General features: G+C 39.4%; 9 protein-coding genes. All 9 read right to left on the minus strand.

The window, feature by feature from the left end; genetic code table 11:
• A complete protein-coding gene (locus FR932_RS02620; RefSeq protein WP_019441331.1) occupies positions 1 to 1662 on the minus strand; it encodes an AAA family ATPase in 1662 nt (553 codons plus the stop codon).
• A 2-nt stretch (positions 1663 to 1664) separates the two neighbouring features.
• Positions 1665 to 3743, minus strand: coding sequence for a DDE-type integrase/transposase/recombinase (locus FR932_RS02625; RefSeq protein WP_019441332.1), 2079 nt, complete (start codon positions 3741 to 3743; stop codon positions 1665 to 1667).
• A complete protein-coding gene (locus FR932_RS02630; RefSeq protein WP_019628948.1) occupies positions 3722 to 4552 on the minus strand; it encodes a heteromeric transposase endonuclease subunit TnsA in 831 nt (276 codons plus the stop codon). The genes FR932_RS02625 and FR932_RS02630 overlap by 22 nt, the downstream gene beginning before the upstream one ends.
• A 143-nt stretch (positions 4553 to 4695) precedes the next feature.
• Entirely contained in the window at positions 4696 to 6528 is a 1833-nt protein-coding gene (gene glmS, locus FR932_RS02635) for a glutamine--fructose-6-phosphate transaminase (isomerizing) (protein ID WP_019441334.1), read from the minus strand.
• A 506-nt stretch (positions 6529 to 7034) separates the two neighbouring features.
• Positions 7035 to 9116: an alkyl/aryl-sulfatase gene (locus tag FR932_RS02640; protein ID WP_019441335.1), complete on the minus strand. Its 2082-nt coding sequence runs from the start codon at positions 9114 to 9116 to the stop codon at positions 7035 to 7037.
• A 115-nt stretch (positions 9117 to 9231) separates the two neighbouring features.
• Positions 9232 to 10071, minus strand: coding sequence for a LysR family transcriptional regulator (locus FR932_RS02645; RefSeq protein ID WP_019441336.1), 840 nt, complete (start codon positions 10069 to 10071; stop codon positions 9232 to 9234).
• A gap of 59 nt (positions 10072 to 10130) precedes the next feature.
• Positions 10131 to 10433, minus strand: a complete 303-nt coding sequence (locus FR932_RS02650; protein WP_019441337.1) for an AzlD domain-containing protein — start codon at positions 10431 to 10433, stop codon at positions 10131 to 10133.
• Positions 10430 to 11203, minus strand: coding sequence for an AzlC family ABC transporter permease (locus tag FR932_RS02655; RefSeq protein ID WP_019441338.1), 774 nt, complete (start codon positions 11201 to 11203; stop codon positions 10430 to 10432). The genes FR932_RS02650 and FR932_RS02655 overlap by 4 nt, the downstream gene beginning before the upstream one ends.
• Before the next feature lie 288 nt (positions 11204 to 11491).
• On the minus strand, positions 11492 to 12994 hold the full coding sequence (gene gndA, locus FR932_RS02660) for an NADP-dependent phosphogluconate dehydrogenase (protein WP_019441339.1): 1503 nt from the start codon (positions 12992 to 12994) through the stop codon (positions 11492 to 11494).
• Positions 12995 to 13339 lie beyond the last annotated feature (345 nt).

The following is a 13339-nucleotide window of genomic DNA, read 5'->3' on the forward strand; positions in this document are numbered from 1 at the left end:
TTATCCTACATATTCGAGCCAAGAATCTGAACTAAAAATCATACCTTTAAGTTTTAGTTGTTCATAGACTGAATAGGGCCCTTTATCAGATTCTGAATGCATAAAGCGCATATCGTCAGAGGGTAACGTATTCCAGTTTTGTTTCTTAATTACTGGTGTCGGCGATTTAATGATTTTTTCTTTTGGCTCATTATACCACTCGAGGATGATAGGCATTAATTGTTGCATTGTCATCGTCGGGTGTAATTCAAATGCTTTATTTACTAAGGGTTTTATCAGGTCTGAGTTACAGTCCATCGCGACTAACAACTGATGTAAACGTTTAGCATTTTGATTGCCATGATAAATGTTATCTAATGAATCTTCGTTATTAAGCTCATGTTCTATTTTCTGAGATAAGGTTAATAATTGTTTATCAATATCCGGCATACAAAGATCTGAAAATTCAACTATGCGTTCAGGGTCATTAGATCGCAGAGCGTCTAGCATAGGGTGTACTGGCTTTAGTTCATCTTCGTATACCTGTGTAAGGATATTTATTGTTAGCCGCTCAGTTTTTAATACGATAGCTCTTAGTTGAGACAAGACAAAGATCTTTACTACGATATCGAGAACACCTTGCGATAAGTCATACCAGCATTCACGTAACTCATCTGATAAAGGCGTGTCATTTTTTTGAAGCCATTGATAGCCCCATAACTTATCTGTAAATGCTACCCATTCACTTTTACTTAACTTTCCTGTTCGAGGATTTTCTTTAGATGGAAGATTCTTCATCGGTTCCCAAAATAAAGCGCCAAATCCAGCCCCTCGTCTGGCAGAACGAAAATCAGATTCAAATATAGGTCTAGCTTTAGGTGTTCCTATCAGAATGACGGGTAACCCGATGACATTAACTAACGTAACAAAGAAGTTGAGCATCTTATCTATGCCACCGGATAGACTCAAATGCTGAATTTCATCAATAACTAATACACCTACTGCGTGCACATTAGCGATTTGGCTCATTAACGTTAATAGCGTTTCAACACCATGCCGTTTTAGTGCGTACTTTGTCTCATAGTTAGTGCCTAATATTTTGTCTATGGCTGTGAAAAAGTGATGGCAGAGGCTTTTTGTTGACCCATTTGATGGGCAGTCTAATTTTAAATATACGATTTGAGTGATATTCGTTTTTTCATGATAAATAGCTTGTGGATAGGTCGCGAGTATTCTGTTTAGCGTACTTGTTTTACCGCAACCAGAGTTACCAATCAAAGCCATACTTAGTGCTGTAGATTTAACATTTGTAAATCTAAAACTGTTTAAATCACCGCTTTGTATTCTCTCGTAACCATTTTGCATATGGCTATTTAAAGCGCCATTATCTGGGTTTCGACCTACATAGCCTTGGCGGATCATGATCGATATTTTACTTTCTAGCTGTAGGTGATTAGAAATAGGCTGGAAAAAATCATTTAACAGGTTAGCTATTATGTGAATTCTTCTATTGGCATCAATAAAGATATCCTTGGGATCAAAGTCAACTTTGCCTGTGAGCCCTGTTTTTATCTGTGCTGTGGACATAATAGGAGGTAACGCTTCGATAAATGCATTACCTTGGTATTTTTTGATACCGGGATCTTGATAGCAGGCGTCATGAACGAAATTGTTAGTACTCATATTTAATCCTCATCAAAAAGCTCGTCAATATAATCAGGGAAACTGCAATCATCATCTTGCTTTGTGATAGGAATGATATCGGCAGATTGGTTTTTTTTGTTCACATTTGGGTGAAAAGCTGTTTCTTTTCTTTCTGCTTCTTTAGCCTTCTCCTTATTGTCATTTATCTGTCGTAACCTTTCTGCATCAGACATTTGAGCTGTATTGATTGCATTTTTTTCAATGTCTTTGACTTTTTTAGCCATTGCACTTTCTAGCGCTCTAAGTTTATTATCAGAGGTCATTTTAGATTTAGATATAGCCTGCTTTTGCTCAGATTGTACTTTTTCAACTTCCCAAAATGTGCAGTCTATAAACTCACGGCTTCGGTCTGCTAATTTGCATATCCAATATTTATTGTTATTTTTTTCAGGAAATAAATAAATTTGATTTGCTGTTCGTGGATCATAAGCTGCTTTAAGATTCTGAGGCCTTTTTACTGATTTCCCTCTATGTAGCCATCCTTGTTCTAAAATTTCACTACTTGTGAAATAGATGCCTAAAGCTTTAATTCCTAAAGGTGAGCAAGTCACATCGACTTGCGGTAATAATGCAATTTGAATCGCTTCTTCTGGGGCACTTCTTAATTTACCTGTTCTATTTTGAATACCCCAATTCCATAGTGAGAGAGGAGTCATAGCAAGGTCTTCCGGCATATCAATATCGCGGTCATAGTATTCTAGTGTATGAAATTGATTATGATATAAAACAGAGGTTAAGATAATTTCAATAAATTCATTAAGTGTTACCTTGGCATCAAGTCGATAATCTCTATCACCTTGTTTTTTGATTTTAGTGCCAGTGACTATACCTGGTAAAAAGGGCTTGAATATGGCCTGAATAGTTCCGAAATATCGCTCTACAATACCTTTTGCATCGCCACGATAAGGGCCTGTATTTTCGATGCGAATTGAAAAATTGCGTTCGAGAGATTCAATTTGATATCCTATCAATTCGCCTCTATCAGCTAAGATGGCATCGGGTAATCCATTAACCGGCCATTCTTCATTCGTGATATCAATGCCATATTTTGCACAGTAAGCCACTTTATCTGTTAGTGCATTAGTGAGAGCCTGCATGGCTGTAGCGTAAGATGGACTTTCCATCCCGACATAAATACCAGCTACCATACGGCTAAATGAGTCTATAACTGTATATACAACAGGACGACCAATAATACATGCCCGTTCACTGTTTGAGGTAATGTAGATATCAGCAATCGTTGCGTCAATTTCAAAGCGTGAACCTGGTCCTAATGTATTTGTATTGACTGTACTTAATAGAGGGCGAACGTCTTTTTGATATGTAATGTTTGTTACTTTTTTAGACATTACTTCAGCTTGTTTATACTCTCGAGTATAGAAGTGCTTCATTTGCCACAATGATGGAATTTCTTCTTCTGGCGTTTCAGGGTAATAAGTATCATAGATGCTTTTAAATTGTCGATGAGTGAAGGGAAATGTATTTTTTTTGGCAACAAGTAAATATTTCTCAATTGTTCGACGAAATAGTTTTTCAACTTCAGGGGTTATAATCGCTCCCTTACCAGACGTAATGATGCGAGGTCTACCCAGTTTTTTATCTGTAGCTTGCCTTTTTTTTCCTTTACCACCAGAGAGCTTATAGTCAGGAAGTAGGGCATTTTGTATTTGACCTCGCTGCCAATAGCGCCTGAGTTGTTTATACAAAGTACGCTTAGTTGATACATGACTGTCAATTAATGCGTTAATTAATTTAGCTCGAGCTTTAGGGTTAAATATCTGTTCGTCAGAAATAAGAGGCAATATGAGTTCATAATTATGATTTCGTTTTTTGTAAAACGTACTACCTTTTTCTGGTTTTTCAAAAGCTAAAAACTCGAATGGGTCAGTTCCTCTGGTTAGAGTCCCATCGTCAATAGCTTCTACTAACTCGTCTTTAGAAATCCAAGACGGAAAAGCTTTCTCATCATCTAATGAAATCCAAACTATTTCATCAAGGTAAATAGTTAAGATCCGATATTGTTCATCATTAAAATTGACTACCTCGTTAACTCTAAACATTCAGCCTCCCGTATAGCGTCATAATTAGCCAAATGTAATTCATTGATTTTTAATTTTTTTATTGGAATATTTATATCGAATTCAAAACATCTATGGGCTAACAGTTGGCGTAATTCACGGAGTGTCTCACCTAATTCAAGATCGTAAGTACTATCTAATAACTTGGAGAGCGTAATAATTGTTTTAGTCGGATGACTTTTAAAGATATGTTGATAAAAATTAATACGTTCAATAAATTCATCTAAATCTATTTCATCCCGCTGGGCAGGATAGAGCCATTTAATGTTTTCAAAAACAACTTTTGGGATATCATTTTCAGTGACGATAAACCATGGTACTGATTTTAATTCCCAAAATTGGCGTTCAATTTCAAGCTTTTCTATTGTTCTTGGATCTTCTAAATCTGCTGCGTATTTAGCTTGTAACGCAAATTTAGGTTTGTTGAGGAAATTTGTATTCACGAGGAAGTCGGATGACATAATTTGCTGCACACCTTTATCTACGGGGTGTTTAATTTGTGCGTTACGAGCGATGGATTGTGTGTCTTTAAGGTTAAGTGGAAATTGTTCTCGTATATCAGTGACTGATAGGTCCCATTCTAAAATGAAAAATACAGCTAATTCTAAATCTGATAATAGATGATGAGTTCGGGCACTTTTATGTCCAAAGACTCGACTTGAACGACCTCTTGATGGTAGGTCCCGCACTGTAAGCCAAGGTTTGTAATTGATCCCATGGCCAGAACCTCGTCCTTGTTTAATCCATTTAATATTTTTAGCTTCAGAATTGAAGTAACGATTTTGTGACATAAAAAAGCCCATCCATATTTGCTTATTATTAAGCATAGTACGGATAGGCTCAGTATACGACTTTATTACTCGGTATACGTCTTTATTACTTGGTATACAACTTTATTACTCGAATACATGTTAAATAACACTGAAGAGTATCTTTACTCAACCGTTACCGCTTTAGCAAGATTACGTGGTTGATCCACATCTGTGCCTTTAATCAGTGCGACATGATATGAAAGCAGCTGCATAGGTAATGTGTAGAAGATTGGCGCGGTAATTTCGCTTACATGCGGCATAGTGATGATTTTCATCCCTTCTGATGCCACAAAACCAGCGTCTGCGTCAGCAAATACATACAGTAGTCCGCCACGAGCACGTACTTCTTCAATATTCGATTTTAGTTTTTCTAATAGTTCATTGGTTGGTGCAATAACCACAACTGGCATATCTGCATCCACTAGCGCTAACGGACCGTGTTTTAATTCACCAGCTGCGTATGCTTCTGCGTGAATGTAAGAGATCTCTTTCAGCTTCAGTGCGGCTTCCATCGCGATAGGGTAAAACTCACCGCGGCCTAAGAATAAGGTGTGGTGCTTATCGGCAAAATCTGTTGCTAGTGCTTCGATTTCTTTATCAAATGATAATGATGTTTCGATTTGTGCAGGCAATGCGTGCAACGCTGTGACAATTTCAGCTTCGGTATCAGCACTAATTACTTTTTTCTCTTTACCTAATGCGGTTACTAACATTAATAATGCAGAGAGTTGGGTGGTGAATGCTTTGGTTGAAGCCACGCCAATTTCTGTCCCAGCACGTGTCATGAATGCGAAATCTGATTCACGTACCAGTGAAGATCCTGCTACGTTACATACTGTCATTGCCGCCATGTAACCTTTTTCCTTGGCAAGGCGTAGTGCAGCTAAAGTATCTGCTGTTTCACCTGATTGCGATAACGTGATAAGTAGGCTGTTAGGACGGGTTACAAATTTACGGTAGCGAAATTCAGACGCAATTTCGACATCACAACTTACGCCAGCGAGTGATTCAAACCAATAGCGTGCTGTCATACCTGCATTGTAAGAAGTACCACACGCGATAATTTGTACGTGCTCTACTTTTGGTAAGATCTCTGCTGCGTTAACACCGATACTCTGAGTGATCACGCTGTTCGCAGAAAGGCGACCTTCCATTGTATTGGTTAATGCAACGGGTTGTTCAAAGATCTCTTTTTGCATGAAGTGACGGTATTTACCTTTATCACCAGCATCGTGTTCTGCGTTAGATTCAGTTATCTCACGTGTTACTGCGTTACCATTAATATCAAATACTGATACATCGCGACGCGTTACCTCTGCCACATCACCTTCTTCAAGGTACATGAAGCGACGTGTTACGCTTAGTAGTGCTAATTGATCAGATGCTAAGAAGTTCTCACCAACACCTAAACCGATTACAATTGGGCTACCTGAACGTGCGACAATTAATTTACCTGGTTCTAGACGATTGAGTACCACAGTGCCATAAGCGCCATCTAATTGCGCTGCAGTTTTCTGTACGGCATCGAGTAGACTATCTGTCGAGCGTAATTCCCATTCAACTAAGTGGGCGATAACTTCAGTGTCAGTTTGTGATTGGAATACATAACCACGCTGTTGTAATAATTCACGTAGTGCTTCATGATTTTCAATAATACCGTTATGTACAACGGCAATATCGCCAGAAACGTGTGGGTGTGCATTGACTTGCGAAGGTTCACCGTGTGTTGCCCAGCGTGTATGCGCAATACCAGTACCGCCAATCGGTTGTTCTGTATCTACCGCAGCTGCTAGCTCTTTTACTTTACCTAAGCTACGAATACGTTGCAGGTTGTTATCTTGATCAACAATCGCCACACCAGCAGAATCATAACCGCGGTATTCTAAACGACGTAAACCTTCAACTAAAATTTCAGCGATATCTCTTTGTGCAACAGCACCAACAATCCCACACATGGTCTTCTCCTAACTTTATAATTTGTATAAATATGTAACAAATAAGATGTAAACAAGTAATAACCACGTGATAGTAGTGTCTATCGGTCCGTGACGATGTGCGTCCTATACAACTTGTTTTAATGATTTTAGTTCGAAACGTAACTGAAATGAAATTCAGGGGTTACGTTTTAATAAATATAGTGTGTGATTGAAATTTATCTACTTTCACTCGTTATATTAATGCTTTAATTCTGTAAATACGACAACTTAAGTTTCGAAGTTGTCGCATTTTAGTTTCGTTTGTTTCATTTGTCTATTTAAACTTACACTTTATGTGTGGTTAAAGCATAATTAATGAAACTAACGTCGATAATGTTTCGAAACTCAATGAAATAGGGTCTTAATGCTAGCGCCGTATTAATTTTTTTGCGTACGGTGTAAATTTAACTGCTAAAAAAGCCAGCGTAAGCTGGCTTGGATAGTGGTGTCGATCGTTGTGTTGATCGTGACGTTAATAAACCTTGTTAATGTTTATGGCCTGTATGGTCACCAGTCTTTTCATATAACTGCGCATCGACTTCTTCGCCTTTGGCTGGGCGAGGTACAATTTCGAATTTCTCATCAAACTCGACTAAAGAGGCCATGAGTTTATTTAATACTGTTTGGTCACCTTTAAGTCCGGCTTCTTTTGATTCAAACAAGGCTTTTAGTGTCGTTTGTTTTAATACCAGCTTAGTTACATCAGTGCGGTTAACATAGAGAGTCGCGTCTGCTTCTAGTGCTTTATCTACTTTAATGTTACTCATGTTGCCGTTAGACATCTCGACAAAAAATGTTTCTTTTGAATCCGGTAATACAACATTCAGCGTGAATGGGGTATTTTGTGCTTTTAATGAATCAACGCGTACGGCCATATAATCAAATAAATTTTCAACTGTCATATTAGCAAGTACATCTGCAGATGCTGTTTTAGGTGCGCCAGGTTTAGTGCCAATACGTAGTTCTTGGGCACCAGTAAGGTAAATATTTCTCCAACCAGCCCCTTCAGATTGATAACCAAGCTGCTCGTAAGTATCAGCTAATAGTTTACGGGCGTCTTTATTGCTAGGCTCAGTTTTCACTACTTTACTTAACACGGTCGCGACAAAACGGTATTCACCTTTGTCAAAGTCAGCATGCGCTTTTTTGAGGATCACTTCACTGCCGCCCATGTATTCAACAAATTTCTCTGCTTGTGGTGCAGCAGGTAGCGGATTGAGGTTTGCTGGAACCATATCAAAGTAGCCTAGATACATATTATAAACGGCACGCGCATTATGTGAATAAGTACCGTGATAACCATTGGTATGCCATGCTTTTTGAATTGATTCGGGCATGACATCATAAATCTTGTCACCTAAATCCTGCATGACATAACCATCATTGGCTAATCGTAGTGTCTGGTTGTGAGTGAAACCATAGGCATCACGTTGCATTTTTAAGAAGTCTGAAATTTCTTCATTACCCCAAACTGGCGCTGAATGAGCAGAGAACAGCACTTCAGTTTCATTGCCCCATGTATGTAACATCTCATTAATTTTTTTAGACCAGAGCAGACCATCTCGTACCTTTGCACCACGTAGTGTGTATAAATTATGCATGCCTTGGTACGTTAACTCTGCCGACCACAGGGTTTTCAAACTTGGAATGTAAGTGACCATTTCCGATGATGCTTCTGTGCCTGATGCATCCATAAAGATCATTTCTAGACCATCAATAGTTAATGTTTCAAATTCATCTTGCTGGTTTAATTCATAGTCAGGTAGCACATAAGTAATTTCACCTGTGGATAGGCCTTTTGCTAGGGCTGCATCAACAATACCGTGTTCATGGCGGTTTAATGTTGCGCCATATTGGTATGCCGTACGGCGAGACATTGCATTACCAGCTAAGACGTTTTCATCAACAATCTCTTTAGTGATGTTTTTTGAACCGTATACTTTCAGGTTTGGGAACGCGTCTTTAATTGCGCGAGAACCACCAAAGTGATCTGCATGCGAATGTGAATAGATCATCGCGACAACAGGTAAATCGCCATCTTCGGGAACATGTTCTTGGAAGAACTTAAGAGATTGTTCTGCTGATTCTTTTGTTAATAATACGTCGTATGCGATCCAGCCGTTGTCACTGCGGATAAACGAGATTGAAGCAAGGTCAGCACCACGAACTTGATATACTTTACCTGGAACGACTTCATATAAACCTGTTGCTGCTTGGTTCAATACTGCTTGGCGCCAAAGCGATGGATTTACTGACTCGGGCGCTTTATCGGCATTGGCCGCGCTCGGGTCGATAAAGTCGAAACTATTACGAATAAGGTCACCGGTTTTTTGATCAAATGCAGCAATTAAGCCGCGGTTATTATTGTCAAAAGCGCGGGTATCTTTATAGTTCAGTGTTTTCGAAAAATCTTGGTTATAGTCAATTGTTGCTTGCGTTGCGGCTTTACCACCTTGATTGCCAATCTCACTAAAATGTTCATGATCATGTTGTGCTGCAACAGCGCCAAATGAAATTGAAAAAATTAAAGTTGCTAAGGTTGTTTTCTTCATATCGTCATCACTCATATTAAAAATAAGATAAGGCGGTATGCATCGCCTCGTTTTGATGAGTGAACTATAAGTGACTTAGGTATAATTAAAAATAGGGTGTGAGATATACCTATGATAACTATTGTTTATACTAAATGAGTTTCTCCTTGAATGTTTCTCGCAGCTTTTTATGTACTGGATCTTTAATGAAGCGCTTGTGATAAATCATGTGGTATTCAATATCACTGATCGCGAAAGGCAATGGTAACACTTGTAAATTTAACGATTTAGCAATGTGAGAAAGGCCTGCGGGCATTGCTGCAATGTAGGACGTTCCCTGTACCGCGAGCATTAAATTGGCAGGGCTAGATACTTGCACCTTAACATCTCGCTCTCGCAATATTGTCGTTTTACTGAAAAACTCTACCGCATGCATATTATGACGTAACAAAGTCATCACTACATGGCTAGCTTGCCGGTATTGCTCTAAACTTATCTGGCCTTGAATTTCGGGGTGGTTTTGACAGCAAATCAACACTAAAGGCTCGGTGTGGACTAGCTCAAAACAAAAGTTACTGTCTTTTTTAGTGATGTTATCAATGGCTAAATCAATGGTTCGCATACGCAAGTCGTTAAATGTTTTGTCTTCCGTATCGCCAGATTGAATGAGCTGGATATTCGGCAGGCCGATTAATTGTAAAAGAATACTCTCTGGTGCCGTGACGATAAATTGTTTTTTTGTGTCGATGGCATTATCGATCACATCAATAACACTGACAACTTGTTGGTAAAATTGTTGGGCACTGGTTGTTGTGGTTAAATTACGGCCGCTGCGTATGAATAATTGATAACCTAGGTAGTCTTCCAAACGTTTTATCGAGGCGCTAATCGCTGGTTGCGAAACATCTAAAAACTCAGCCGCTTTGGTAAAGGAGTTAAACTCATACACCTTAATAAACGGTTTTATGAGGTTCATATCAAAATCATGCATAACAGTACTCTCTATTTAATCAATAAGTTATTTAATAAACAACGCTCTAATAAAAAGTGTTAGTGAACCAAGAAAAACAACAGCATACTTAATACTGCAGTGAGTAAGGTGTTGCGAGTCAGTAAGATCAACAATACTGCAAATACAGCACCGATTAAATAACTGTTATCAAGATTTAGGTGTAAAGTATTATCTTGTAAAAAGACAATCGGCGCTAAAATAGCGGTGAGCACTGCGGGTGCTGAGTAACTTAAAAACTTCACCATATTCGCATTCAGACGTAACGGCAACTTAGGTTCAATAAAGATATAACGACTGAAAAAGATAATAACTGTCATTAATATAATGGTTAGCCAGATCATAAGTCGTCTCCGGGTCTTGTTAGTGGGGTTTGATTTGGATGTGCTTCATTGGTCAACTTAGCGGTAAGCATACCTGCGCTCATGCCTGACAAGGCCGCGATAAGTAAGCCGCCGGGTATATGAAATAGTTCACAGGTGACAGCCATGACTAACGAAACCAGTACACTAACAAGAATCGACGGGGTTTTAATGGCAGGTACCACCAAGGCAATAAAGGTCGCTGCAATGGCGAAGTCTAAACCGAGCTCATCTAAATTAGGTATTTGCTGACCCGCGATAATACCGACAGCAGAGGCTAGGTTCCAAATGAGATAGAAACTAAAGCCACCGCCAAATGCAAACCAACGGTCGAACTTGTGTTGCTTGGTTTCACTACAGATCGCAAACAATTCGTCGGTGAGTAAGAAACCTAAGGTTAACCGCCAGCGTAATGGCAGGGGACTCATTTGGTGGCGCATTGCCATACCATATAAGAAATGACGTGAAGTAATGAGCAATGTTGTTAATAGAATACTGGTTAAGCCAATGCCTGATTTGATCATGCCGACTGCAACCAATTGCGCTGCGCCAGCAAATACGATCGCGGACATGGCTTGGCTTTGCAGCATATTTAGTCCTGCTTCGATGGCATAAGAACCCGCTAAAATACCCCAAGGGATCACCGCAATACTCAACGGCATAGCTGCTAATGCCCCTTTTAATGCTGACTTTAGCTTTGATTTCTGTTTGGAGTCGGGCGCTTGTTCTGAGTCGGCTTGTTGATCCTGCATCGTGTTGTCCTTGCGATAGCGAGTAAATAGGCAGATATAAATAATTATGCTTTGTGAGTTATGGGGTCGATAATTTTAAACTGGTAATGATTTAGGTAAGAATATTGTATAACAATAAATATTTATGCAATATTTTAATTTTAACGATTAAATGTAGAGTATTGTTCTAGTTGTGATGACTGTCGCGCAATAAAAAACCCAGCAAGCTGGGTTTTTTTATTTTTTAACCAGCATTGGGTAATGCCGATTGCGTAATGATCATCGAGCTAGGGATCTAGCGCGGTGATATTAGTGCTGTGCTTTGTGCTCGCCAGTGCCAAAGTGCCAGTCGTAGTGGAAGCTTTGACTTGCATCTTGATCTTTACGACGGTAAGTATGGCCACCAAAGTAGTCACGCATCGCTTGGATAAGGCTTGCTGAAGAATCTGCTTCACGGTAGCAATCATAGTAGCTCATTGCTGCGCTAATTGATGGCATTGGCATACCTTGCATGATCGCTTTCGCTAATACTTCACGCCACGCCATTTGGCTTTCTGCAAGGGTATTAGTGAAACGTTCCGCTAACATTAGGTTCAATAGCTCAGGTTCAGCTTGGTAAGCTTTCGAGATATCATCTAAGAAGTGAGCGCGGATCACGCAACCTGCACGCCATATTTTTGCAATCGCAACGTAATCTAATGTCCAGTTATGTTCTTTTTCTGCCGCAGTCATTAATTCAAAACCTTGTGCGTAGCTACAGATTTTTGAACAGTATAGTGCGTCAGATAATTTTTCTAACCATACGTTACGATCTTCGATAGAAACTGCAGGGCCTGCAAGTTTCGTCGCGCCAACCTGACGGATAGATTTTTGAGTACTTAGGCAACGTGCAAATACAGATTCTGCAATTGCGTTTGCTGGTACGCCAAGCTCTAGCGCTTCACGTGCAGTCCAGTTACCAGTGCCTTTTTGGCCAGCTTGATCCATGATCACGTCAACCATAGGTTTGCCAGTTGCTTCGTCAACAACTTTCAGGATGTTACCTGTGATTTCGATAAGGTAGCTTTGTAGCTTGCCTTTATTCCATTCACTGAATACTTCACCCACTTCAACAGCGGACACGCCTAAGATTTGACGCATAAATTGCACAACTTCGGCAATCATTTGCATGTCAGCGTATTCAATACCGTTATGTACCATTTTAACAAAGTGGCCAGAACCGATTGGACCAATATATTCAGCGCAAGGCTCGCCTTCAGGTAATGGTTGCTCTACTTTGGTACGTGCAATCTCAACACCTGTTACAGGATCCACTTTCGCAGACATTGCTTGCCACATAGGTTTTAGCCATTCCCATGCTGCTTTATCACCACTTGGCATAAGTGATGGACCGAAACGAGCGCCAACTTCACCACCAGAGATAGCACAAGTGAAGAAGTTAAACTTTCCGGCATAAGAATCCGCACGGGCAATTGAATCACGCCATTGACTATTACCTGTATCAACAACAATGTCGCTTGCTTCTAAGCCAGCTGCAATTAAGTCATTACAAATAATATCAACAACCGGGCCTGCTGGAACAGAAAGTACGATACGACGTGGTGTATCTAGTTGTTGAATAAGCTCTGCAAGATCAGCAACGGCAATTAATTTTGCTGCTGTTAATGGTTGATGACGTTTAACGATATCTGTACGACGCGCTTCGTTAATGTCAAAAGCGGCAACCGAGAAACCACGTTCTGCTAAGTTTAATGCCATGTTGGCACCCATTACGCCTAAACCTATTACTGCAATATCAATATTATTGTTCATCTGTTCCTCTGTGCCTTGGCAAGTCATGAAGGTGAGAATTGGCTAATGCCTGATTGTTTAAGGCATGATATAGAAAGTAGCAAAAGATACAATGTTAACGCTATCGTTATTTATCTTTTTCATCCAAATCATACTTTTTCATAAACTAATTTTAAATCATTAAAATTGATATGGTTAATCTGCATTGCCTTATGAGAGATACCTCACACTATCCTTGTTTGCTGAAATTTAAGATTGGTTCTTTCCTGCTCAATTATATAAATATAGCTAAAATTACTAATATATTTATACAAACGTCTTTGTGTGTATATATATAAACATAGCTGTAACATCGAAATGTCTAAG

The organism is Moritella marina ATCC 15381 (assembly GCF_008931805.1).
GTDB lineage: Bacteria > Pseudomonadota > Gammaproteobacteria > Enterobacterales > Moritellaceae > Moritella > Moritella marina.

Coding starts and splice junctions, on each gene's coding strand:
- FR932_RS02620 (WP_019441331.1), bottom strand. CDS start 1,662: ATGAGTACTAACAATTTCGTTCATGACGCCTGCTATCAAGATCCCGGT.
- FR932_RS02625 (WP_019441332.1), bottom strand. CDS start 3,743: ATGTTTAGAGTTAACGAGGTAGTCAATTTTAATGATGAACAATATCGG.
- FR932_RS02630 (WP_019628948.1), bottom strand. CDS start 4,552: ATGTCACAAAATCGTTACTTCAATTCTGAAGCTAAAAATATTAAATGG.
- glmS (WP_019441334.1), bottom strand. CDS start 6,528: ATGTGTGGGATTGTTGGTGCTGTTGCACAAAGAGATATCGCTGAAATT.
- FR932_RS02640 (WP_019441335.1), bottom strand. CDS start 9,116: ATGAGTGATGACGATATGAAGAAAACAACCTTAGCAACTTTAATTTTT.
- FR932_RS02645 (WP_019441336.1), bottom strand. CDS start 10,071: ATGCATGATTTTGATATGAACCTCATAAAACCGTTTATTAAGGTGTAT.
- FR932_RS02650 (WP_019441337.1), bottom strand. CDS start 10,433: ATGATCTGGCTAACCATTATATTAATGACAGTTATTATCTTTTTCAGT.
- FR932_RS02655 (WP_019441338.1), bottom strand. CDS start 11,203: ATGCAGGATCAACAAGCCGACTCAGAACAAGCGCCCGACTCCAAACAG.
- gndA (WP_019441339.1), bottom strand. CDS start 12,994: ATGAACAATAATATTGATATTGCAGTAATAGGTTTAGGCGTAATGGGT.